Origin of the sequence: Caloranaerobacter ferrireducens (assembly GCF_001730685.1) — a bacterium.
Classification (GTDB): Bacteria; Bacillota; Clostridia; order Tissierellales; family Thermohalobacteraceae; genus Caloranaerobacter; species Caloranaerobacter ferrireducens.
This window is the reverse complement of the sequence record NZ_MDJR01000001.1, coordinates 771,794-795,364: the sequence shown is the minus strand read 5'-3', so window position 1 is coordinate 795,364 and position 23,571 is coordinate 771,794. Positions and strand designations below refer to the sequence as shown.

Annotated in this window: 24 protein-coding genes; 2 read left to right on the top strand and 22 right to left on the bottom strand. The window is 26.3% G+C overall.

The features are described 5' to 3' along the window. Positions 1–20: 20 nt before the first annotated feature. The 5 genes from hfq to miaB form a co-directional block, all read right to left on the bottom strand. The gene (gene hfq, locus BFN48_RS03900) at positions 21–299 is read right to left on the bottom strand and encodes an RNA chaperone Hfq (protein ID WP_069649535.1); all 279 of its coding nucleotides are present in this window, start codon (positions 297–299) and stop codon (positions 21–23) included. 34 nt (positions 300–333) lie between these two features. Beyond that, entirely contained in the window at positions 334–1,284 is a 951-nt protein-coding gene (miaA, locus tag BFN48_RS03895; RefSeq protein WP_069649534.1) for a tRNA (adenosine(37)-N6)-dimethylallyltransferase MiaA, read from the bottom strand. A gap of 13 nt (positions 1,285–1,297) precedes the next feature. Beyond that, positions 1,298–3,157: a DNA mismatch repair endonuclease MutL gene (gene mutL / locus BFN48_RS03890; RefSeq protein WP_069649533.1), complete on the bottom strand. Its 1,860-nt coding sequence runs from the start codon at positions 3,155–3,157 to the stop codon at positions 1,298–1,300. Positions 3,158–3,168: 11 nt separating this feature from the next. Next, the gene (gene mutS, locus BFN48_RS03885) at positions 3,169–5,814 is read right to left on the bottom strand and encodes a DNA mismatch repair protein MutS (RefSeq protein WP_069649532.1); all 2,646 of its coding nucleotides are present in this window, start codon (positions 5,812–5,814) and stop codon (positions 3,169–3,171) included. Between the two features lie 105 nt (positions 5,815–5,919). After that, positions 5,920–7,263, bottom strand: a complete 1,344-nt coding sequence (miaB, locus tag BFN48_RS03880) for a tRNA (N6-isopentenyl adenosine(37)-C2)-methylthiotransferase MiaB (RefSeq protein WP_278287291.1) — start codon at positions 7,261–7,263, stop codon at positions 5,920–5,922. A gap of 294 nt (positions 7,264–7,557) precedes the next feature. On the opposite strand from miaB, the gene BFN48_RS03875 reads away from it, so the two are divergent. Continuing rightward, positions 7,558–8,757 (top strand): pyridoxal phosphate-dependent aminotransferase, encoded by a 1,200-nt coding sequence (locus BFN48_RS03875; RefSeq protein WP_069649530.1) that lies wholly within the window; start codon positions 7,558–7,560, stop codon positions 8,755–8,757. A 42-nt stretch (positions 8,758–8,799) separates the two neighbouring features. Here BFN48_RS03875 and BFN48_RS12375 read toward each other — a convergent pair whose 3' ends face one another. Next, complete coding sequence (locus tag BFN48_RS12375) at positions 8,800–8,949, bottom strand: hypothetical protein (protein WP_176718807.1); 150 nt, start codon at positions 8,947–8,949, stop codon at positions 8,800–8,802. 186 nt (positions 8,950–9,135) lie between these two features. Next, entirely contained in the window at positions 9,136–9,912 is a 777-nt protein-coding gene (locus tag BFN48_RS03870) for a hypothetical protein (RefSeq protein WP_069649529.1), read from the bottom strand. Positions 9,913–10,171: 259 nt separating this feature from the next. On the opposite strand from BFN48_RS03870, the gene BFN48_RS03865 reads away from it, so the two are divergent. Further along, a complete protein-coding gene (locus BFN48_RS03865; RefSeq protein WP_069649528.1) occupies positions 10,172–11,251 on the top strand; it encodes a potassium channel family protein in 1,080 nt (359 codons plus the stop codon). A 26-nt stretch (positions 11,252–11,277) separates the two neighbouring features. On the opposite strand, the gene pdxR is transcribed toward BFN48_RS03865, so the two are convergent. From pdxR to surE, 15 genes are all read right to left on the bottom strand, one after another. Then, the gene (pdxR, locus tag BFN48_RS03860; protein ID WP_069649527.1) at positions 11,278–12,765 is read right to left on the bottom strand and encodes a MocR-like pyridoxine biosynthesis transcription factor PdxR; all 1,488 of its coding nucleotides are present in this window, start codon (positions 12,763–12,765) and stop codon (positions 11,278–11,280) included. 82 nt (positions 12,766–12,847) lie between these two features. Next, entirely contained in the window at positions 12,848–13,441 is a 594-nt protein-coding gene (locus BFN48_RS03855) for a helix-turn-helix domain-containing protein (protein WP_069649526.1), read from the bottom strand. A 136-nt stretch (positions 13,442–13,577) separates the two neighbouring features. Continuing rightward, positions 13,578–14,348: a CheR family methyltransferase gene (locus tag BFN48_RS03850; protein WP_069649525.1), complete on the bottom strand. Its 771-nt coding sequence runs from the start codon at positions 14,346–14,348 to the stop codon at positions 13,578–13,580. A 181-nt stretch (positions 14,349–14,529) separates the two neighbouring features. Then, the gene (ispH, locus tag BFN48_RS03845; RefSeq protein WP_069649524.1) at positions 14,530–15,375 is read right to left on the bottom strand and encodes a 4-hydroxy-3-methylbut-2-enyl diphosphate reductase; all 846 of its coding nucleotides are present in this window, start codon (positions 15,373–15,375) and stop codon (positions 14,530–14,532) included. Between the two features lie 18 nt (positions 15,376–15,393). Beyond that, the gene (locus BFN48_RS03840) at positions 15,394–15,927 is read right to left on the bottom strand and encodes a lysophospholipid acyltransferase family protein (RefSeq protein WP_242863202.1); all 534 of its coding nucleotides are present in this window, start codon (positions 15,925–15,927) and stop codon (positions 15,394–15,396) included. 45 nt (positions 15,928–15,972) lie between these two features. Continuing rightward, positions 15,973–16,629 carry a (d)CMP kinase gene (gene cmk, locus BFN48_RS03835; protein ID WP_069649522.1) on the bottom strand — a complete coding sequence of 219 codons (657 nt, stop codon included), beginning with the start codon at positions 16,627–16,629 and terminating at the stop codon, positions 15,973–15,975. Positions 16,630–16,661: 32 nt separating this feature from the next. After that, entirely contained in the window at positions 16,662–17,021 is a 360-nt protein-coding gene (gene aroH / locus BFN48_RS03830; protein WP_069649521.1) for a chorismate mutase, read from the bottom strand. Between the two features lie 64 nt (positions 17,022–17,085). Further along, positions 17,086–18,309 carry a BaiN/RdsA family NAD(P)/FAD-dependent oxidoreductase gene (locus BFN48_RS03825; RefSeq protein WP_069649520.1) on the bottom strand — a complete coding sequence of 408 codons (1,224 nt, stop codon included), beginning with the start codon at positions 18,307–18,309 and terminating at the stop codon, positions 17,086–17,088. 1 nt (position 18,310) lies between these two features. After that, on the bottom strand, positions 18,311–18,919 hold the full coding sequence (locus BFN48_RS03820) for a histidine phosphatase family protein (RefSeq protein WP_069649519.1): 609 nt from the start codon (positions 18,917–18,919) through the stop codon (positions 18,311–18,313). A 112-nt stretch (positions 18,920–19,031) separates the two neighbouring features. Continuing rightward, the gene (locus tag BFN48_RS03815; RefSeq protein WP_069649518.1) at positions 19,032–19,913 is read right to left on the bottom strand and encodes a MurR/RpiR family transcriptional regulator; all 882 of its coding nucleotides are present in this window, start codon (positions 19,911–19,913) and stop codon (positions 19,032–19,034) included. 16 nt (positions 19,914–19,929) lie between these two features. Beyond that, positions 19,930–20,463, bottom strand: a complete 534-nt coding sequence (locus BFN48_RS03810; RefSeq protein WP_069649517.1) for a 2-oxoacid:acceptor oxidoreductase family protein — start codon at positions 20,461–20,463, stop codon at positions 19,930–19,932. A 1-nt stretch (position 20,464) separates the two neighbouring features. Next, entirely contained in the window at positions 20,465–21,286 is an 822-nt protein-coding gene (locus tag BFN48_RS03805) for a 2-oxoacid:ferredoxin oxidoreductase subunit beta (RefSeq protein ID WP_069649516.1), read from the bottom strand. A gap of 3 nt (positions 21,287–21,289) precedes the next feature. Beyond that, the gene (locus BFN48_RS03800) at positions 21,290–22,423 is read right to left on the bottom strand and encodes a 2-oxoacid:acceptor oxidoreductase subunit alpha (protein WP_069649515.1); all 1,134 of its coding nucleotides are present in this window, start codon (positions 22,421–22,423) and stop codon (positions 21,290–21,292) included. After that, on the bottom strand, positions 22,407–22,628 hold the full coding sequence (locus BFN48_RS03795; RefSeq protein ID WP_069649514.1) for a 4Fe-4S dicluster domain-containing protein: 222 nt from the start codon (positions 22,626–22,628) through the stop codon (positions 22,407–22,409). Before BFN48_RS03795 ends, BFN48_RS03800 begins: the two co-directional genes overlap by 17 nt. 137 nt (positions 22,629–22,765) lie before the next feature. Beyond that, the gene (surE, locus tag BFN48_RS03790) at positions 22,766–23,530 is read right to left on the bottom strand and encodes a 5'/3'-nucleotidase SurE (RefSeq protein ID WP_069649513.1); all 765 of its coding nucleotides are present in this window, start codon (positions 23,528–23,530) and stop codon (positions 22,766–22,768) included. Positions 23,531–23,571 lie beyond the last annotated feature (41 nt).

Here is a 23,571-nt window from a genome sequence, read left to right as displayed (position 1 = left end):
AAAGCTTTTAACATTTTGAATTATTCTATTATATTTTCATCATTTGCGGAGATGCTTTGATTATTTTGAGGTGTATTTTTTGTTAAAAAATTCATTGTTGAATTGGGTGAAATTGTTGATATAGCATGCTTGTAGATTAAATGTTGTTTTCCTTCATTTTCTAGAACGATAGTATAATTATCAAAACCCTTGACTGTACCTTTAAATTTATAACCATTAATTAAGTAAATAGTTATACTTATATTTTCTTTTCTAACTTTATTGATAAAAGCATCCTGTAAATTAATATTATTTTTCATTTAAACCCCTCCATTATGATATTTAAGATAATATTTAAAAATTTAATATACTTTTAACATAGTTAACTATATAATTTATAACTTCATTTTTATTATTAAATTCTTCTATATTTATCCAATGGATTCTATCATCTCTTCTGAACCATGTTAATTGTCTTTTAGCAAATCTTCGAGTATCTCTTTTTAATATATTTATTGCTTCCTCTAGAGTACATTCCCCTTTTAAATAAGCAATAATTTCTTTATATCCTAAACCTTGCATAGAAGTCAACTCGCTAGAATAACCCATTTTTAATAAGTTCTTAACTTCATTTACTAATCCTAACTCTATCATTTTGTCTACTCTATGATTTATTCTCTTATATAAATTTGCTCTATCTATAGTTAGACCAACTATTGCAATATTGTATTTAGAATTTGGCTTTCTAAAATTTTTATAATAGTGGGACATGGGTTTGCCTGTTTCATAATATATCTCAAGTGCTCGGATAATTCTTTTTGTGTCATTTATATGTATTCTTTCTGCTGATATTGGGTCGATCTTTTTTAATTCATCGTGAATATATTTATTACCGAAGGTTTTCGCTTTATTCATCATGTCATCGCGAAATTTTGGGTTAGAAATAGCATTGGTGAAATCTAATTCATATACTAAAGAGTTAATATAAAGACCAGTTCCCCCTACTACAATAGGTAATTTACCCTTGTTTAATATCTCATTTATATATTTTTCTGCTAATTTTTTAAAATCTGATACTGAAAACTTCTGGTCTGGATATATTTCATCTATAAGATAGTGTTTGATACCTCTTTTTTCTTCTTCAGTGATTTTTGCAGTTCCTATGTTCATGTATTTATATATCTGCATTGAATCAGCTGAAATAATTTCTCCATTTAGTTTATGTGCTAGCTCAATAGATATTTCAGTTTTTCCTACGGCTGTAGGACCGATTAATACAAAAAGTGGTTTCTTCTGTGAATTCATACTTTTTCACCTTCTATGTTCTTTTAAATTTCTTTTCTAATTCAAATTGTGTTAATTTAATGATTGTTGGTCTACCATGAGGACAAGTGTAAGGATTTTCTGTTCTAAAAAGTTCTTTTATCAAGTTAGATATTTCTAATTCATCAATTTTATCACCAGCTTTAATAGAACTCGTACAGGCTAATTTCATTATTTTTTCTAATCTTAAATCATAATTACTTTCTAATTTATAATCAAAATTTTCCAGATTATCTAGTATATCTAAAAATAATTCTTTAGCATTAGGTTTATTAAATACGACAGGTACACTTCTTAATACAATAGAATATTTTCCAAAAGGTTCTATAGTAAAACCTAACTTATTAAATATTTCTAGATTCAATTCTACTTTTTTATATTCATTAAAAGTAAGGTTAATTATTTCAGGTACAAGCATCTGCTGAGAAATGATAATCTGATTTTTAAATTGTTTTTTTAACTTTTCAAACATGATTCTTTCATGTGCCGCATGTTGATCAATTATATATAGCATAGCGTTTAATTTATCTTCTGCTAAAATATATGTAGAAAACAATGTTCCAATTATTTGTATATTATCTATAGAAATTTCCTGTTTGTTTTCTGCAGAATTTTTTTTATCTTCTTTTATTAAAGGGTTATTTGTAATTTGTTTATTCTCATAAACTCTGTCATTATTTGATATATTAAAATCTTTTTTTATTTCATTATTAACTGGTTTTTCATATTTAATTTTATTATCTTTTTCAACTGAAAAGTTACTTGATGATTTATCGTAATTATTTTTTGTATTTAGTTTATCAATAAAATTCATTTGCATTTCACAATTATTACTTTTATTAGTGATGTTAATGTGTGGGATAATATCTTTCTTTTTTAAAAAGTTTTTTACTACATCATATATAGTATCGCATATCCCTTTTTCATTTCTAAATCTAACTTCAGTTTTAGTTGGATGTATATTAACATCAATTTCGTATGGAGGTATAAATAAATAAAGTATTATAACAGGGAATCTATTTGAAGGTAATAGAGTTCCATAAGCCGATTCTATAGTTTTTGAAAGTAAATTACTCTTTATATATCTATTATTTACAAAAAAGTATTGATGTGATCTATTACCTCTAGTAAATGAAGGTTCAGAAATAAAACCTTTTATGAGGAAATTATCGCTTTCATAATTTATTTTAGTCAAGGAATTCAAAAAATTTCTACCAAATAAATTGTAAATTACATCTTCTTCATTGCCATTACCTCGTGTTTTAAATATAACTTTGTTATCCTTAATATATTTAAATGAAATATTTGGATTACTTAATGCAAGTTTATATATTGTATCGTTTATTCTTAAAGTTTCTTTAGATTCACTTTTTAAAAATTTTGCTCTTACAGGAGTATTATAAAATAGATTAGTGACAATTATAGTTGTTCCTTTAGGACAACCAACTTCCTCTTTATTAATTATTTTACCACCATGTAATATTATTTGATTACCTATAAGATTATTATCAGTCTTTGTTATAACTTTGACTTGAGATACTGAAGAAATGCTTGCTAATGCTTCACCTCTGAAGCCTAATGATATAACTTTTTCTAAATCCTCTATTTTATTAATTTTACTAGTAGTATGCCTCATGAAAGCTATTTCTAAATCATCATTTTCAATACCTGTTCCATTATCTGTAACTCTAATATAATCTTTTCCGTAACCTTTTATCTCTATAGTAATAGAGGTTGCGCCTGCATCAATTGAATTCTCTACAAGTTCTTTTACTACTGATGCAGGTCTTTCAATGATTTCACCAGCGGCTATTTTGTTAATAGTAGTATCGTCCAAAATTTTTATTCTACTCATTCAAATCGCTCCTATAATTCGTTTGCCTCCTTTACAATCTCATATAAAATATTTATTGCATCAAGAGGAGTTACTTTCATTATATCAATAGATTTTATTCTATCAATAAAATTATTATATTTTAAGTTAAAAATATCTAGTTGATATTCATCTACTTTATTAACATTACATACATTTATATTTTTATCTATATTTTCATCAATTGTTAATGCAGTATTGTTAATATCTGTTTCTTCTAATTTGAGTAAAATTTCTTTTGCTTTTTTGATTACCTCTATAGGCACACCTGCTAGTTTGGCTACTTGTATACCGTAGCTTTTATCTGCACTTCCTTTACCTATTTTTCTAAGAAAGATAATGTCATCACCTTTTTCTTTAACTAATATACGAAAATTATTTACTCCTTCTATCTTACCTTCTAATTCACTAAGTTCGTGGTAGTGAGTTGCGAAAAGAGTTTTAGCTCCTATTTTATCACTAATATATTCAATTACTGCCCATGCAATACTTAAGCCATCAAAAGTACTAGTACCCCTACCTATTTCATCTAAGATTATTAAACTATTTGTAGTCCCATTATTGAGTATATTTGCTACTTCACTCATCTCAACCATAAAGGTACTTTGTCCTTGAGATAGATTATCAGATGCACCTACTCTAGTGAATATTCTATCAACTATTCCTATATTTGCATCATCAGCTGGTACAAATGAACCTATATGTGCCATCAAAGTAATAAGTGCGACTTGTCTCATATATGTAGATTTGCCAGCCATATTAGGTCCCGTAATTATAGCAATTCTATTTTTACCATTATCAAGATAAGTATCATTTGGTATAAATAAATTTTCTTCTAACATTTTCTCTACTACTGGGTGTCTTCCATTTTTAATCTGAATTATCCCATCTAAATTAAGTTTTGGTTTTGTGTAATTATTTTTATATGCAGTTATTGCAAATGCACAGAGAACATCTAAAATTGCTATAATTTTGGCACTTTCTTGTATCCTTTTTATTTGATTTTTAATTGTTTCTCTGATATTTAAGAAAATATCATATTCTAATTTGACTATTTTATCTTCAGCACCGAGTATTTTAGACTCCATTTCTTTTAATTCAGGAGTAACATATCTTTCTGAGTTAGCAAGTGTCTGTTTTCTAATATATTCATTAGGAACATACTTTAAATTAGATTTTGTTATTTCTATATAATATCCAAAAACCTTATTATATCCTACTTTTAATGATTTGATTCCAGTTCTTTCTCTTTCGTTTTGCTCTAATTTATATATCCATTCCTTTCCCTTAATAGCTGCTTCTCTAAGTTCAAATAATTCTTTACTATATTCATTTTTAATAATATTACCCTCTTTAACAGATATAGGAGGTTCATCAATAATTGCATTTTCTATGAGTTCATATACATCTTTTAAAGTATCTAATTCTTTACCTAAGGATAAAAGTAAGTCTGAAGATGTTTCCTGTAATATTTTTTTAATATTTGGAAGAATTGATACAGACTTTTTTAGAGAAATTAAATCTCTAGCATTACAAGTTCCATATACAATTTTACCTATTATTCTCTCAATATCATATACATTTTTTAGAAGTTCTTTTATTTCATCTACAATTAAAAAATTATTAAATAGATAATCTACAGCATCTAATCTTTTTTTAATTTCTTTAATACTTATTAAAGGTTCTTCAATCCATCTTTTTAACATTCTACCGCCCATTGCTGTTGATGTGCAATCAAGTAAACCAAATAAAGAACCTTTTTTATTTTTCCCTCTTATTGTTTCAGTAAGTTCTAGATTTATACGTGTATTGATATCTAGCATCATAAAATTGTCTACTGTATAAAAAGTAACATGATTTAAATGTTCTAATGATGTTTTTTGTGTTTCATTTAAATAATAAATAAGAGAACCTAACGATGGTACAGAATAAATTTTTTTATTTAAACCATATCCATCTAAAGATAGAACTGACATTTGATTTAAAATTACTTCTTTAGCAGCATTATATTCATAAGTCCAATTACTATAAAGGTTAGTAATTGAATTAAATTTATTTTCAATTTTTTTTACAATATCTTTTTTATTATATAAGTAGTCATTTAATATTATTTCAGTAGGGCGAATTTTAGCTAATTCATCAAATAATGTGTTAATTAATTGTTTTTCATTACCTATAAATTCAGTCGTATATAATTCACCTGTAGTAACATCAACGTATGAAATTCCTATTCCAGTTGCGTCCATATATATACTACAAAGATAGTTATTATTTTTGTCTTCTAGAATTTTTGTATCCGTTATAGTACCAGGTGTAATTATCCTAACTACATCTCTTTTAACAATACCTTTTGATTTTGATGGGTCTTCTATTTGTTCACATATAGCTACTTTGTAACCTTTTTTTACAAGTTTAGCTATATAAGAATCAGCAGAATGAAATGGTATTCCACACATAGGGGCTCTTTCTTTGTTACCACATTCTCTACCTGTTAATGTGATTTCTAGTTCTTTAGAGGCTAGAATTGCATCATCAAAGAACATTTCGTAAAAGTCACCAAGTCTAAAAAATAAAATTGCATCTTTATATTTCTCTTTTATTTTTAAGTATTGTTGCATCATTGGTGTTAAATTTTTCAAATTATTTCCCTCCAATTTATATATACAGGTATATTATAACATATAAATAGTTTGGAATTTAAATAGGCTAAGGTTAGCCCTAGCCTATAATTAAAAAAATATTTATTAGTCTATTAATTCTCCTTCTAAAGTCCAAGTTTTAGGATTTGTAATTTTAACATTAACTAATTTACCTATTAGGTTTTTGTCTCCTGGGAAATGAACAACTTTGTTTGTCCTAGTTCTTCCTGTTACTTTAGTTTTATCAGTTTTGCTTATTTCTTCAACTAGGACTTCAACTATTTTATCTTTAAGCTTTTGATTAATTTCTAAGCTTATAGGATAAATAGTATCTAATAGTCTTTGGAATCTTTTATGTTTAATATCTTCGGGAACTTGATTTTTCATTTCTGCAGCTGGAGTACCTTTTCTTATTGAATAAAGAAATGTAAAAGCTGAATCAAACTTTACTTTTCTAACTACATCTAAAGTTTCTTCGAAGTCTTCTTCTGTTTCTCCAGGAAAACCTACGATTATATCAGTTGTTATAGCAATATCAGGTATTTCTTTTTTGATTTTCTCGATTAAATTTAGATAATGTTCTTTTGTGTATTTTCTATTCATAGCTTTTAATATTTTGTTACTACCTGCTTGAAATGGTAAATGTATATGCTCACAAATCTTATCACATTCTTTAATAGCCAATATTAGTTCATCAGAAAGATCTTTAGGATGAGATGTAGTAAATCTGATCCTTTCTATACCTTCTACTTCATTAACCATTCTTAATAATTGTGCAAAACTTACTTTTTTATCTAAGGTTTTACCATAAGAATTTACATTTTGGCCTAGTAAAGTCACTTCTTTACAACCTTGTGCTGCAAGTTCATTAATTTCTTTTAAAATATCTTCTGGAAGTCTACTTTTTTCGCGACCTCTTGTATATGGAACAATACAATAAGTACAGAAGTTATTACAACCATGCATAACATTTACAAAAGCTTTAAAACTATATTTCCTTTTAGCTGGTAATCCTTCTATTACGTTTTCTGAGTCATCCCAAACGTCTATTATCATTTTAGAACTTTGTCTTGCATTAGCGATTAATTCTGGCAATCTGTGTATATTGTGAGTGCCAAATACTATATCTACATGACTGTATTTTTCTTTAATTAAATTTCTTATTTCCTTTTTTTGCATCATACAGCCACAAACTGCAATCAACATTTCCGGTTTTTTACTTTTTAGTGTTTTTAAATGACCAAGATTACCATAAACCTTAAGTTCGGCATTTTCTCTTACAAGGCATGTATTAAAAATGATTAAATCTGCTTCTTTGGGTGTATTAGTTTCAATATAGCCAATATTTTCTAAAATTCCAGACATCTTTTCAGAATCGTGTTCATTCATTTGACAACCCCAAGTTTCTATATAGTATTTTCTTTTCTGTAGATTGTTTACTTTGTTCAATATAAGTCTCCTCCTCTTAATTACTGCTAGTTATATAATCCCTATAATTAAAAAATATTATAACAAATAATTTAAGAAAATAGAAGAGTTATTAATTTTTAAGAATTACTTAACTATATTATAATACATTAAAAGTTAAAAATAATTTTAGACTCAATGTTTAACGTAATTTAGTATTCATTTTTGATAATCTTTTATTTAAAGACTTTTTTATGTTATTATAATAGTGTTAGTATATATTTTTTTAATATGATGAAAAGGTTTTCAAACTAATTTATTTAAGGAGGTATTGTTATGAAGCTTTCTAAAAGAATTTTATCAATGCAAGAATCGCCAATTAGAAAATTAGTTCCTATTGCTGAGGGAGCTAAAAGAAAAGGTAAAAAAGTTTATCATTTAAACATTGGTCAGCCTGATATTGAAACTCCTGATTCCTTTTTTAAAGCTATTAAGAGCTTTGACCAAAAAGTATTAGCTTATACTAATTCACAAGGAATACCTGAGTTAATTAATAGTTTTATTAATTATTATAAAAAGTATGATATTCATTTTGAAGAAGATGAGATTCTTATAACAAATGGTGGTAGTGAAGCATTATTATTTGCTTTATTGGCAATTTGTGATTATGGAGATGAAGTATTAGTTCCGGAGCCATTTTACACAAATTATAATGGATTTGGTAATTCAGCAGGAATTAAAGTAATTCCAATAACAACGAGAGCAGAGGACGGTTTTCATTTACCAAAGAAAGAAGTAATAGTAAATTTAATTACAGACAGGACTAAAGCTATTTTATTATCTAACCCTGGTAATCCGACTGGAGTTATTTATACACCAGAAGAAGTAAACATGATTAGAGATATAGCAAAGGAAAACGATTTATTTATTATAGCTGACGAAGTTTATAGAGAATTTGTATATGATGATTTTAAATATATAAGTTTCGCACACTTAGATGATATTAAAGATAGAGTAGTTATAATAGATAGCGTATCAAAAAGATATAGTGCTTGTGGAGCAAGAATTGGTTCAATTGCAAGTAAGAATAAAGAATTAATTAGACAGGTTTTAAAACTATGTCAAAGTAGACTTTGTGTTGCAACAATAGAGCAAATAGGTGCATCTGAGCTAGTTAATGTACCTGATAACTATTTCAAAGAGGTTGTTGAAGAATATAGAAAAAGAAGAGATGTTGTATATGAAGCATTATCTAAAATGGAAGGTGTAATATGCAGAAAACCACATGGAGCTTTTTATGTGATTGCCAAATTACCAGTAGAAAATGCGGAAGATTTTGTTAAATGGTTATTAAGTGATTTTGATGTAGATAATGAAACAGTTATGGTGGCACCTGCTGAAGGGTTTTATGCAACAGAAGGTTTAGGTAAGGATGAGATAAGAATATCATATGTTTTAAATGAAAATGATTTGAAAAAGGCGATGAATATTTTAAAAGAAGGTCTTATTGAATACAAAAAAATTAACACCAAATAGGTGTTACTTAGAGGAAGCTAACTAGCCTTCCTCTTTTTTATTTTAATGTTCTTGTCTTAAAGTTCTTTCGTAAATCTCACATTTATCCATATTGCAATAACCATCAATATTGTGTATACATGTAATAGCACCACATTTTTTAAGTCTACTAGTTTGTAATGATTTAAGATTTTTTGTAGTACCTCTACTCATTTATCAAACCCCCTCTTTTAGTGTTCTAACCATATTATAACACCATAAATATTTTATGTCAAGTATATTTTCAGAAAAATGCATACAAAGACACAAAATACTGCACAATAGACTTAAAAATGTTAAAATATTTTTTGAATTTGCAATTATGCTTACGCTATTATGCAAAACATAAGAAAATTTGTTTTAGTCTAAGAAATCATTTATATTATAGTTTACACCATCTATTTTATTTATAACTTGCAATATTTTCTTTTTTAATAAATTTTCATTTTTACTGAAAATAACATTTTGATTATTTGAAGAATTAAAATTTAACATAATACCTACTCTATCATTTTCTTCAATAATTTTAATTATACCTTTTTCATAAAGTTTAATATTTGCAAAAACTAAAGTAGGATAGTTTAATAGATCTATTTCATCAATCATTTTAGAATTTATATTTTGATATTCATATTTAACAAATCCTGCTATTATATATATGAGTTTTAAAAGAGTTTCTTCTTCATAATAATAGTTATTAAAATTATTGAAATAAATTGATTCATAAATATATTCTTTTATTCTTTGTTTTGGAAATATCCAAACAATATTAGTGTTTTTATCTAAGATTGGTGTTTTATATTGGTAAAATATATCTATAAAATTTGTTGTTAAAATAATATCTTCAATATGAATTTTTAATTCGTATAAATTTACTTTTTTTAATAATAATTTATAAATAATATAGTTATAAGCTAAAAGTAAAAGTAGATATTCATCGTTATTACAAGATTCATATCTAACTTTATAATAACTATTTGAATCTATAGGTAGAGGAATAATTTTATTCATAAAATAAGAAACTTCTGTAAAACTTAGTACTTTTCTTTTAATAGGATCTTTGTTGTTTAAATATAATTTTTTAAATTCAATTAATTCTTCAGGTAATTTTACTAAATCTATTTTATTACTATTCATATATAAACCTCCCTATAATTATTTTTTAAAATATATAATGAATTTATTTTAAATATATTTACATACTATTGAATATTATGGGTATTGTATATTACCGGGGAAATGTAAAATTTTCAATAATTTACTACAAATATCTAGAGAAAATTACTAAATTAAATTAAATTTTACATTATTATTGAATATATTAAGGAAATAATATTATACAAAGAAATGAGAACAAGATTTAAGATTAAAATCAAATTAATTAATAAAATTATAAATGAAGTATAATAAAATATGTTTTATTTATGTTGCTAAAGGGGTGGTAAAAATCACGAATTTAACTATATATATTAGAAAACTTCATATTTCACTTAAAACAACAAAAGTTTATAAAGCGATTTTATTAGTAATATTTTTCATAATAATTAGTTCTGTTTTATTTTATTTAATAGAAAATAATAAGAACCAAAATATCAATTCTTTGTGGGATGCATTATGGTGGGGATTTGTAACAAGTACAACAGTTGGTTATGGAGATATTTATCCAACAACCAAACTTGGTCGTATAGTAGCTATATTTTTGATGATTATAGGTATTGGTTCCTTTGGGTTTTCTACAGCTTCAATAGCTTCTGTGTTTGTGGAAAGGAACTTAAAAAAGGGGATGGGCTTATTGGATGTTAACTTTAGTAATCATATAGTTATTTTTGGTTGGAATTATCAAGCAAAATCTATTGTTGAAGAATTATTGAGAGAGGATGAAAAACTAAAAATTGTTTTAGTAGCTAATATTTCTCATAATCCATATGATAATGATAATGTTTATTATATAAAAGGAGATCCTACAACAGATACTGTTTTAAAAAGAGCTAATATTAAATATGCTAAATCGGCAATTGTACTAGCAGATAGAAGCTTAGAAAATAGTGAAATGATAGATGCTAGATCTGTGCTGATATGTTTAGCTGTAAGTAAAATTAATCCAAATATTCATTTAGTATCAGAAGTTATTGATCAAAAAAACTTAATACATTTTAAGCGCGCTAATGTTAATGAAACTATAATTAGTACACAATTTGAGAGTAAAATCATGATGAGATGTGCATTGTATAAAGGTGTAAGTAAAGCTATAAAAGAGTTGCTTACTAATTCTTATGGAAACGAGCTTTATGAGGTAACCGTTGATAAAAAGTATATAGGAAAGACCTATGAGAAAATTGCTATTGAGTTTTTAAACAAAGGAGCAACTCTCATAGGTATATATAGAGATAATAAAGTTTTTTTAAACCCTAGTAGAAATACAATTTTAAAAGTAAAAGATAGTTTGATATATATTGCAGAAGATAAAATTTTCTAACTTTAGCTCATATAAAATTAATTTGATTATAAATGAGTTAGAGGATTAAAATGGTATTTATTAACATTTGATTTATTAAGTAGGTCATTTATTATTTCAGAAAGTTGACAAATACCAGCTTCTATTATAGATTCATGAACTGATGCAATACTAATTCTAAAAGAATTACTTTTGATTTTATTAGCATAAAATATTGAACCAGGGGTTATAAGTATTCCTTTTTTAAAGCATAGTTCATGTAGCTCATCACTTAAATAACCATGTGGTAATGAAAGCCAGAAATTCAAACCACCTTTAGGTATAGAATAACCAATTTGTTTAGGTATATAATTTGATAAACTCTTAACCATTATATCAAATCTTTTTTTGTATATTTTATTAATTTCATCAATGTGCTTTTTAAATAAACCCATTTTAATATATAAATCTAAAGCTCTTTGCATAAGACCAGATGTAGATATGTCAGATATATGTTTTGCTATAAGTATTTCTTTTTGTATTGACATAGGTATTATCATAAAACCCAATCTTAATCCAGGCATGAAAGTTTTAGAAAAACTTTTAATGTAAATAACTCTATTGTTTTCGTCTAGTGATTTTAATGTCTCTGGGTATTCATTATTAAATGAAAGGTCATTTAGGTAATCATCTTCAACTACTAATGTATTATATTTATTAGCTAATTCTAATAGCTTTAGTTTTTTTGATTTAGAATAAGTATAACCTGTTGGATTTTGGAAGTTAGGCATAACATAAATGAATTTAGGTCTAAAGCTTCTAAGTTTATTTTCTAAATAATTTAGATCAATACCATCATTTTTAATAGGAATTTCTATAATTTTAGCTGTTCTTGATTTAAAAGCTGCAATAGCTCCTGTGTAAGTTGGACTTTCTGTAAAAACTATATCTCCGTAATCTATTAATGCTTTAGAAAGAATATCTATTCCCTGTTGCGCTCCAGAAATAATTTGAATATTACTAGTATCACAATTAATCTTGTAATTAGATAAATAGTTTTTTATAGTTTCTCTTAAAGGATAGTACCCTTGGCTTTCTTGGTATTTAAATGCATTTCCTTTATCTCTGTCTAAAACCAAGTTAATGACATATTTAAAATCTTCAACAGGAAAAAGATCATTTGTTGGAGTTGTATTTGAAAAATCAATGATATTTTCAGAGTCATGTATATAATGATTTATATTTGCCTTGTCTAAAGAATGAAAATATTGTTTATAGTCAACTTCTATATTTGTATCATAATTTATTATGTTAACAAATGTACCGCTTCCAACTTTTTTATAAACTAGGTTTTCTTTTTGGAGTAAGTTATAAGCGCTAACAATAGTTATATTATTTACATTTAATTTTTCAGCTAATTTTCTTATAGGAGGTAATTTTGTATGAGGTTTTAAAGTACCATTTAAAATTAATTTTTTTATTTTACTATATAATTGTATATATAAATGCTGGTCTGAGTTTTTATCTAATTGTAACTTGATTTCTTCAATGTTCATATTTATCCTCCATAGCCGTAATATTGTTCCCATACATTATAATTCTACCAAATTACTATATATTATTCAAAATAAGTAATTTCTATTTTCTTTTAAATATTTTTTTAAAAATACTTTTATTAGCTTCTCTTTCACGTTTGAGTTTTTCTTTTAATTCTGCAACTTCATATGACTTTTCTTTTAATTTCATTTTCAATTTAGCATTTTCACAAATTAATACATCACGTTCTTTATTTTTAATCTCATGTTTCAACTGTTCAATTTCTGTTTTAAGCTCTTTTAAAATTTCTATATTATTAATATTATTCTGATTTAGAGTTTCTTGGATTTTTTCTAGTAAATTATTTTGAAATTCAACAATAAAGTTTTTTCCGTTACTTATATCATTTGATTGAAAAGTTACTGATGTAATTGCAGTTTCATCATGGCTATTTGGTATAAGTTCTTCAGGAGAATTTAGAATAATTTTAATCTGTTTGTTTGTAAAACCTTTGTTTTGTAATTCTTTAATATAATTAATTTTTTCTATTTCTTTGTATGTGTAATATCTATGATTAGATTTAGTTCTTGGGATATTTAGTTTAAATTCTTTTTCATAAAATCTAAGTACGTGTTGAGGATATCCAGTTATTTCTGAAACTTCAGAAATAGAATATTTTCTTTTAGTATCTATCATTTACCACTCCCCCTAATAAATTATAATTGATTTATTCTTCAATTTTGAAGTAATTCCTTCTTAATTTTATAATATCAGATAACAAAGTTTAAAATAGAAAGCACAACTAGATATAATTTCTAGTTGTGCTAATAATCTACAATTTACTATAAAAAAATGATTTTATTGGTTTTAAATTATATTTATCTGGTAAAATTATATGTTCGGTATTACCGACAAAAAATACACCGTCATCTGTAAGTGATTCGTAAAATTTCTTATAAAGTTTTGTTTTAGCTTCTTCAGTAAAATAAATCATAACGTTCCTACACAAAATCAAATGAAGTCCTTTAGGAAAGTTATCACTTAACAGATTGAGTTTTTTAAAATTAACACATTGCTTGATTTTATCATCTATTTTATATGTATTTCCTATTTTAATAAAATATTTGTTTTTATATTCATATGGCACATTTTTTAAACTTTTTTCATCATAAATTCCAATTTTCGCTTTTTGAATTGCACTTTCATCAATATCTGTAGCTAATATACTTATATCTTTTAAAGGGAAAAATTTTGTTAGTAGCATTACTAATGAATAAGGTTCTTCTCCTGTAGAACAAGCACTGCTCCAAACTTTTATTTTACCATTATTTTTGATTAGTTTTGGTATAATATCTTTTTCTAAAACATGCCATTGATCTGGGTTTCTAAAAAACTCTGAAACATTTATGGTGAGATAATTAAGAAGTTCATTCAGAAGTTTACTATTTGTCTTAATACCTATTAAATAATCGTCAAAATCAGAAAAATTATTTCTTTTTAATAAAGAAGTAAGTCTTCTCTTCATTTGTTTCTCTTTATAATAATTTAAATCGATGCCGGTTATTTTATAAAAATCTTTTTTGAAAATCTCATACTTATCCATTTCTGTCCCCTTTGCTTAAAAATTTAATCAATGTAATTCTATCACATAAAAAAAAATGTGGCAATATGCCACATTATGAATGTAAAGGGGGTCTTGATATTAATGAGGTTCATTAGATATTATTGTCTTTTATAAAAAAATTATACATGTGAGTTCTATTGTTTTTATTAGATAACTAGTTTTATAATTTACTAGACATATTTTTTAGATTATTTACAATATCTTCAATAATCCAATCAGGTGTTGAAGCACCAGCAGTAATTCCAATCATTTTGAAATTTTTAAGTTTATTAAAAGGTAATTCACCTAAAGTTTCTATATGATATACATTGTGACAGTATTTTTTACTTATTTCTGCTAATTTACGGGTATTAGAACTATGGTGACCACCTATAACTATCATAGCATTTACTTTTTTAGCAATTTCTTTTGTAGATTCTTGTCTTAGCTTTGTAGCGTTACATATAGTATTAAAAATCTTTACTAATTTACCTTTTTCTTGTACTAATTGAGATAGTTTTTGAAATTTTTCTAAAGTCATTGTTGTTTGAGATACTATACATAATTTATCACTGAGAGGAACTTTATTTAAATCGTACTCAGAATTTACAATTATTGCTTGATTATCACACCAACCATTAATTCCTATAACTTCTGGATGTTTTGGATTGCCAATTATAACAATTGTATAGCCATTGTTAAAGAACTCATTAGCTTTTTTCTGGACATTTCTTACAAAAGGACATGTACAATCAATCAATTCTAATCCAATATTTTTTGCATATGAATAAACATCTAAAGGAACTCCATGTGATCTAATTATTACTTTACCTTTATTAACATCCTTAATGTTATTAATTATTTTTAAACCTTTTCTTTCAAGTAAATTAATAACTTGTTCATTATGTATAATTGGTCCCAGTGAAAAAACATTGTATTTATTTTCATCTAGTGTATGTAATGTGGTCTTTACTGCTTTTTCAACTCCAAAGCAAAAACCCGAGTTTTTTGCAATAAGTAAATCCATTATATCTCTCCTATCAAATTATTTTAGTGCGTAAATTCTTTTTAATATGTTTTGACTAATTTTTTTATAATTATCAATATTTAGTTTTTTATCATAAAATTCATCAAAGGAAATTGGTTCACCTATAATGACTTTAACTTTGGAAAATAATCTGTAATTAGTGTCTATGTAAATTGGTAATACTTTGCATTTGCTTTTGATTGCAATCATAGCAACTCCTGGTTTTGCATTTTCTATATTTTCGTTTTTAACTCTAGTGCCTTCTAGAAAAATACCTAAAACATTACCTTCATTTAATACTTTTAAAGACTTTTTTATTGCAGAAATATCTCCTTTTCTTCTGTCAACTGGAAATGCTCCTAATTTTGTAATAATTTTATTTAAAATTTTATTTTCAAATAATTCTTTTTTTGCCATAAAATATATTTTTCTAGGAGATATTATACCTACTAGAATAGGATCTAATAAACTTATGTGATTGGAACAAACAATTAATTTATTTTCAGTGAAATTATGTTTGCCAGTAACTTCTATTCTAAAAAAAACATTCATAAATAACGATAATGTCTTCTTTGCAAAGTTATAAAAAGACATATTTTACATTCCTTTCTTTATAATATTTAATATTTCATTAACACATTCTTCAACAGTTCTTTTAGTAGTATCAATTAAAATAGCATCTTTACTTTTAATTAAAGGTGAAAATTCTCTGTTCTTATCAATTTCATCTCTTTGTTTTATTTCTTCTTTAACTTGTTCAAAAGAAATTTTAACATTTTTAGAAATAAGTTCTTTATATCTTCTATAGCTTCTTTCGTCAACTGAGGCAGTTACATAAAATTTGAAATCAGCATTTGGTAAGACATAACTTCCAATGTCTCTTCCGTCCATAACTACACTTTTATTGCTAGCTATTTTTCTTTGGATTTCTACTAATTTTACTCTAATTTCTTTTACTTTAGCTATTTTAGAAACATTTCTACTAACTTCATTATTTCTTATTTCATTATCAACTATTTTACCATCTAAATAAATATGATTATTATAATAATCAATATCAGTGTTATCTAATAAGGAAATTAATGAATCTTTATCATTAAAATTTATTTTATTTTTCAAGGCTTTTAAAGTCAAAGCTCTATACATTGCTCCTGTATCTACATAATTTATATTTAATTCTTTTGCAATAATTTTAGCTATAGTACTTTTTCCTGCACCTGCTGGACCATCTATTGCAATTACAATTTTGTTCATATTTTACCTCCTTATAACTACTAAAAATGGAATTAATTTAAATCTGGCCTAAGTTTACTTGCTTTCTCTAGATAAATATGTTTAATACAAGTTTGATCTAAATTGCTTTTTAAAAATAAAAGTACTCTAATACATTTGTTTAGACTACCTTCAACATCCATTTCTTGAAAACACATTAATCCACAATTATTAAACCCTAATTCTCTAGCTGCTATTGCAGGATATGCCTTGTTCAAATCTTTAGTTGCAGAAAATAAAATGCTAATTACATTTGATTTATCAATATTATTTTGTTTTATTATTTCTTTTAAAAGTTTCTTTGTAAATTTAATAATATCTTCCTTTGTATTATTATTAACTGTAATAGCTCCTCGAATTGCTACTATAGACATAACAACCCCGCTTCCTTTTTTATTATATATTATAACAGAATTCTACTCAATAAGGTTTATATAATTAACAATTTAGACCTGCTAAGTAACCTGTAGACAAAGCTATTTGTATATTGAACCCCCCAGTTAAAGCATCTACATCGATAATTTCACCGGCGAAAAAAAGACCTTTTATTAATTTAGATTCCATAGTTGATGGATTTATTTCTTTTGTAGAAACTCCGCCAGATGTAACAATTGCATGTTCAATACTTCTTAATCCATTGTAGTTCAAACTAAGCTTTTTTAGACTATTTATTATCTTGTATCTTTCATCTTTGGTTATATTATTTGTTTTCTTGTCAAATGAAATTTTCAAAGAATCTAATAAGTAGATTATAATTTTTTTAGGTAATATTTCACAAAGAGTATTACAGATATTTTTTTGTTGATGTTTTGCAAATAAAGAACTAAGCAAGTTTTCTAAATATTCAAAATTATAATCTGGTAAAAAATCTATTTCTAAATTTATCCTATCAATTGAATATTTATTGATATAACTACTTAAAGAGAGGGTTGCAGGACCAGATATACCAAAATGTGTAAAAACCACTTCGCCAGTTTGTTCATGTATTTTTTTATTGTTTAAATAGGCTGTTAGTTTTACATTGTTCAAAGATATACCTTGTAATTTTTTTATCCCTGCATCTTTTAGCTTTATCGGTACCAAAGCAGGCTTTGGCTCAATAATTGTATGACCAAGTTTATTTGCAAAAATGTATCCATCACCTGTAGAGCCCGTTTGTGGATAAGACTTACCTCCTGTTGCTAAAATTACTTTATTAAAGGTTAAAGATTTCTTATTGCTTAAATAAATAGTAAAAGTGCCATTTTCATTTAATGTTATATCTTTAACCCTAGTATTCTTAAGAATAGTTACATTATTAAATAATAAATATTTATTAAAAGCATTTATTATATCAATTGCTTTATTCGATTTTGGAAAGCATCTATTATCTCTTTCTGATTTAATTTGAACTCCTAAATATTCAAGTAAATTTATGGTATCAATGTTTGTAAAATTGTAAAATGCACTATACATAAAGCTATTATTGTTAACAACATTTCTAATAAAATTTTCAATATCACATTTATTTGTAATATTGCATCTACCATTACCTGTAATAAGCAGTTTCTTGCCTATATTAGAATTTCTCTCAAATAGAAAAACTTTTTTACCTTTTTTAGAAGCAGTTCCTGCAGCTAAAATTCCAGCAGGACCAGCTCCAATGACAGCTACTACTTCCATTTTAGTCCTCCTTCAAATGACAAGTATCGTTCAATAATTTAATTACTGGGCCTGTACTATGATATTCTATAATAGATATACTTGTATTGTCTATTTTTATATTATTAAATTTTGCTAAATCTATATCTAAAATTCCTAAAATTAATGCTTTAATTGCAGTAGCATGTGAAACTATTAAAATATTTTGATAGTCAGAATGTAGTACATTATTAATTATTTTTTTCATTCTTTCCTGTACTTCTATTAATTTTTCAGCTCCTGGTAAGTTTAGTTTATGAGGTTCTGTTCTCCAAATTATATATTCTTTATTGAAATCTTTTTTAATGTCAGATAATGTTAAACCTTGCCAACTACCAAAATAAATTTCTCTTAAATTTCTATCAATAATAATATTAGTTTTTGTAATATCAGAAATTATTTTAGCTGTTTGATATGATCTTTTTAGGTCACTAGTATAAATTATATCAATTTTTTCTTTAGAAAGTTTAAATGCAAGTTTTTTAGCTTGTTTTATACCAATTTCGTTTAGTTCAATATCTTTTTGTCCCTGCACTTTACCCAATAAATTCCAATTTGTTTGACCGTGTCTTGTAATAATAATTTTTTTCATGAAATCAGCCTTTCTAATAAGTTTTAATTTTTATGTTTAGGTTATCAATTATGATAAACTCTTATTTGATATAAAAATATAACTAAAAGCTGGCCTTTGCCAGCTAATATTTTTAAAATAAATCTTTTTTATCTTTACAATCATATACATTATATTCATCCCAAAGTCTTTCTAATTTTTGAAAATATTGAGTTATTTCATTTTTTTCTCTCATTCCGATCGCAATTATTAATGCATTTATTAAACTAAGTGGTGCTACTAAAGAATCGACAAAAGAAATCATATTGCTTTTAGCTATTAACGTATAATCAGCTATTCCTGATAATGGTGAAAGAAAGCTATCTGTAATTCCTATAATCTTACACTCTTGCTCTTTCACATAGTTCAAAGCTTCTAGTGTTCTTCTTGAGTATCGAGGATAACTGATACCAATTACAACATCACCCTTATTCACCCTGAGTAATTGCTCAAATATATCGCTTATACCATAGGTTACAACCTTTACATTATCCAAAATTAAACTAAGGTAAAAACCTAAATAATTTGCTAAAGTTGTTGAACTTCTCAATCCTATTATATAAACTCTATTTGCATTATAAATACAATCTACAACCTTTTCAAATTCATCGTTGCTTATTTCTTCTATTGTACTTCTTATATTATCCATGTCTGCTTTTAGTATCTTTTTTAATAAAGTACTATTGTCTGAATAATTATTAGACATACTCAATCTTTGTACTGTTGTAAGTTTATTTTTAATTAATTCTTGTAAAGCTCTTTGTAAACTCGGATAACCAGAAAAACCTAATGCATTTGCAAACCTTACAACAGTTGATTCACTAACCCCTACCATTTCTCCAAGTTTTGATGCAGTCATAAAAGCTGCTTTATCGTAATGGTTTAATATATATTCTGCTATTAATTTCTGTCCTTTACTTAATCTTGGAAAATTAATTTGTATTAAAGTAATTAAATCTTTATTTTTTTCCTCCATACTATCATTCCCTATTTTAATTATTAACTAAACTTAAACCTTCTTCAAAAGCTCTTTTATTTAGCTCTTCTGTACCTCTAGGAACTCTTTCTAATATCGCTTCTCTTAATGAATCTACTGAAACTACATTAGTAATACCATGTATAACTCCTAAAGCAACTATATTAGAAACCATTTTATTACCTAGTATTTCCGAAGCAGTTCGTAAAATAGGATATTTATAAATATTTATATTTTTTTTATCTTTAATTTCAACATGTTCATCTACTATAAGTATACCATTATCTTTTAAATTTTCTATATATTTATCACAAGCAGCTTGCGTTAAAGCTAATAGTACATCGCTTTCTCTTACTTTAGGGTAATTTATTTCACTATCACTTATTATTACTTCAGATTTACTTGCTCCACCCCTAGCTTCAGGTCCATATGACTGAGTTTGTACTGCATTTTTGTTATCTCTTAAAGCTGCTTCTGCTAGTATAATACCTGCTAATATTAGACCTTGTCCTCCTGCTCCACTTAATCTAAACTCAATTCTCTTTGACATACTATCTCTCCTTCTGGAAACTATTTATAATTTTATTGTACTCATCAGTATATTCAGGTTCAATAGATTTATATAGTTCTCCAATAAGAAATTTTCCTTTTAACTGTTCCTCATCTAGAAGCTTCGCAGCTTTTACGTTAACTGCATTGTCTTTCAAGAATTTCATCATATTAACTGCATTTCCCTTTTTGTTTTTTCTACCATAATAAGTAGGACATACACTTACTGCTTCTACAAAAGAAAATCCTTTATTTTGTATAGCATCTTTAACTAATTTAGTAATTAATTTTGCATGATATGCAGTAGATCTACCAACATAGGTAGCTCCAGCAGCCTTTGCTAGTTCACATAAATTGAAATTTTTATCGATATTTCCGTATGGAGCTGTTGTACCTTTTTCTCCCTGTGGTGTAGTTGGTGAATATTGTCCTCCAGTCATTCCATATATATTATTATTAAATACAATTGTAGTGATATCTATATTTCTTCTTGCTGCATGAATTAAATGATTACCTCCAATTGCAGCACAATCTCCATCACCAGTTATAACAATCACCTTTAGATTTGGATTAGCCATTTTTATGCCTGTTGCAAAAGCTAAGGCTCTACCATGAGTTGTATGAAGTGTATTAAAATCTAAATAACCAGGAGCTCTTGAAGAACATCCTATACCTGAAACTATACAAATCTCATCTTTACTATAACCAAGTTCATCAATAGCTTCTACAACTGATCTTAAAATTATTCCATGACCGCAACCAGGACACCATATATGAGGTAATCTATTATATCTGAAGTATTTTTTAACAAGTTCGCTAGACACAGTTTAAACCTCCTTAATTTTATCCAAGATTTCATCAGGAGTTATCAATTCCCCATTAACTCTACCATAACTTATAATATTACAATTTTTACTTGCAATTCTTTCTATCTCATAAACATATTGACCTAAATTCATCTCAACTACTATTATTGTCTTAACTTTTTTAGAAAGTTCATCAATCACTTTATCAGCAACAGGCCAAATTGTAACAGGTCTAAACAATCCAACCTTAATTCCCATATCTCTGGCCATATCAATTGCACTCTTAGCTGATCTAGCAGTACTTCCATATGCAACTATTGCAATTTCAGCATCCTCTAAATTATATTCCTCAAATAAAATTATATCTTCTTTATTTACTTCTATTTTATCGATTAACCTTCTAATTAATTTTTCTGCTATTAAAGGACTATTACTTGGAAAACCTGTTTCGTCATGTATTAAACCTGTAACATGAAAACGATATCCTTCTCCATAAGAAGCCATTGCAGGTACTAAATCCTCATCTTTTGCCTCATACGGCTTATAATCTTCTATATCGCCTTCTGGTTTTTTTCTGTTTATTACCTCTATCTCTTCTTTACTTGGTATTTCTATCTTTTCTCTCATATGTGCAATCACTTCATCTAATAGCAACACTACAGGTACTCTGTATTTTTCAGATAAATTAAATGCCTTTACAGTTAAATCAAAAGTTTCACGTACAGAAGATGGTGTTAAAGCAATAATCGGATGATCTCCATGAGTACCCCATTTTGCTTGCATCACATCTCCTTGAGCAGGTGATGTAGGTAACCCTGTACTAGGTCCTCCCCTTTGTACATTCACAATTACACATGGAACTTCTGCAATAGAAGCATATCCAATATTCTCTTGTTTTAAAGAAAAGCCAGGTCCGCTAGTTGCTGTCATTGATTTCATACCAGTTAGTGATGCACCTATTATAGCAGCCATACTAGCTATTTCATCTTCCATTTGTATAAATTTACCACCAACTCTAGGTAATTTTTGAGCTGAAAATTCAGCTATTTCTGTAGAAGGAGTTATAGGGTAACCTGCAAAAAATCTCATACCTGCAGCTATTGCTCCCTCAACACATGCTTCATTTCCTTGCATCAATTTAACTTTTTTTTCCATTTTCTTTACCCCCTAAAAATATTGCATAATCGGGACATCTCAATTCACACAAACCACATTTTGTACAAGCATCTAAATTAATTATTTCAACTTTACCATTTTTTAATGTTAAAACTTCTTTTGGACAAAACTCTACGCAAATTCCACATCCTTTACACCAATCTTTTTTTATAATAAGTTCTTTATTTGTTATAGATGTGGGCATTTTAAGACCCCCTTTATACTTTTTCTCATTTTTATAATAGCAAAATATATACTGTATTGCAATTTATTTTTCATTTTCTTAATCATTTTGATTCGTTTTGCAAGTTTTATTTCATTTTATGCAAAATTAATAAAATATTACATTTTAAGTTTCCAATTTTTCAATTCATCTAAATAATTGTAAGCAGTCAAATCAAAATGCAATGGAGTTATAGAAATGAAGCCTTCTTCTATAGCTACTATATCGCTTGTATCTTTATTTTCAATTTCTATTAACTCTCCAGATAACCAATAATAATTTTTACCTTTTGGATCTGTTCTTTTAACATAATTATTATTATATTTCCTTATTCCTAACTCAGTAATTTTAATACCTTTAATTTGTTCTAAAGGTAATGAAGGCACATTTATATTTAAAATAATATTTTTTGGTAAATCTTTTTTAATTAAATTTTTTATAATTTTGCAAGAAATTTTTGCTACACTTTCATAATTTATTTTTCCATTAAAAAAACAAGCAGAAATTGCAACCGAAGGTATGCTATGCATAGCGCCTTCAATAGCCGCTGAAACTGTACCCGAGTAAATTACATCTGTACCTAAATTAGGACCATTATTTATTCCTGATACAATTAAGTCTGGTTTTTTCTTCATAATTGATTCAACTGCTATTTTAACACAATCACTAGGTGTTCCATTTATAGCCCATGCTTCTATATTAGGTATTATATTTTCAGTTTTTTCTACTCTTAGAGGTGTATGTATTGTTATTGCATGGCCAATAGCACTTCTTTCCCTATCTGGTGCTACTACAATGACTTCAGCAATTTCAGAAAGCTTAATTGATATTTCTTTTATACCATTTGCAAAAATTCCATCATCATTTGTAACTAATATTTTCAATTGCTTATCCCCTTTCTAATATTATTTTTACATATGTAAAT

Coding starts and splice junctions, on each gene's coding strand:
- aroH (WP_069649521.1), bottom strand. CDS start 17,021: ATGTCTATAGTAGCAATTCGAGGAGCTATTACAGTTAATAATAATACA.
- BFN48_RS03825 (WP_069649520.1), bottom strand. CDS start 18,309: ATGGAAGTAGTAGCTGTCATTGGAGCTGGTCCTGCTGGAATTTTAGCT.
- BFN48_RS03820 (WP_069649519.1), bottom strand. CDS start 18,919: ATGAAAAAAATTATTATTACAAGACACGGTCAAACAAATTGGAATTTA.
- BFN48_RS03855 (WP_069649526.1), bottom strand. CDS start 13,441: ATGATAGATACTAAAAGAAAATATTCTATTTCTGAAGTTTCAGAAATA.
- BFN48_RS03815 (WP_069649518.1), bottom strand. CDS start 19,913: ATGGAGGAAAAAAATAAAGATTTAATTACTTTAATACAAATTAATTTT.
- miaA (WP_069649534.1), bottom strand. CDS start 1,284: ATGAATTCACAGAAGAAACCACTTTTTGTATTAATCGGTCCTACAGCC.
- BFN48_RS03795 (WP_069649514.1), bottom strand. CDS start 22,628: ATGCCCACATCTATAACAAATAAAGAACTTATTATAAAAAAAGATTGG.
- BFN48_RS03865 (WP_069649528.1), top strand. CDS start 10,172: ATGAAGTATAATAAAATATGTTTTATTTATGTTGCTAAAGGGGTGGTA.
- hfq (WP_069649535.1), bottom strand. CDS start 299: ATGAAAAATAATATTAATTTACAGGATGCTTTTATCAATAAAGTTAGA.
- BFN48_RS03800 (WP_069649515.1), bottom strand. CDS start 22,423: ATGGAAAAAAAAGTTAAATTGATGCAAGGAAATGAAGCATGTGTTGAG.
- BFN48_RS03875 (WP_069649530.1), top strand. CDS start 7,558: ATGAAGCTTTCTAAAAGAATTTTATCAATGCAAGAATCGCCAATTAGA.
- BFN48_RS12375 (WP_176718807.1), bottom strand. CDS start 8,949: ATGAGTAGAGGTACTACAAAAAATCTTAAATCATTACAAACTAGTAGA.
- cmk (WP_069649522.1), bottom strand. CDS start 16,629: ATGAACAAAATTGTAATTGCAATAGATGGTCCAGCAGGTGCAGGAAAA.
- pdxR (WP_069649527.1), bottom strand. CDS start 12,765: ATGAACATTGAAGAAATCAAGTTACAATTAGATAAAAACTCAGACCAG.
- mutL (WP_069649533.1), bottom strand. CDS start 3,157: ATGAGTAGAATAAAAATTTTGGACGATACTACTATTAACAAAATAGCC.
- BFN48_RS03870 (WP_069649529.1), bottom strand. CDS start 9,912: ATGAATAGTAATAAAATAGATTTAGTAAAATTACCTGAAGAATTAATT.
- BFN48_RS03850 (WP_069649525.1), bottom strand. CDS start 14,348: ATGGATAAGTATGAGATTTTCAAAAAAGATTTTTATAAAATAACCGGC.
- ispH (WP_069649524.1), bottom strand. CDS start 15,375: ATGGATTTACTTATTGCAAAAAACTCGGGTTTTTGCTTTGGAGTTGAA.
- BFN48_RS03840 (WP_242863202.1), bottom strand. CDS start 15,927: ATGAATGTTTTTTTTAGAATAGAAGTTACTGGCAAACATAATTTCACT.
- BFN48_RS03810 (WP_069649517.1), bottom strand. CDS start 20,463: ATGTCAAAGAGAATTGAGTTTAGATTAAGTGGAGCAGGAGGACAAGGT.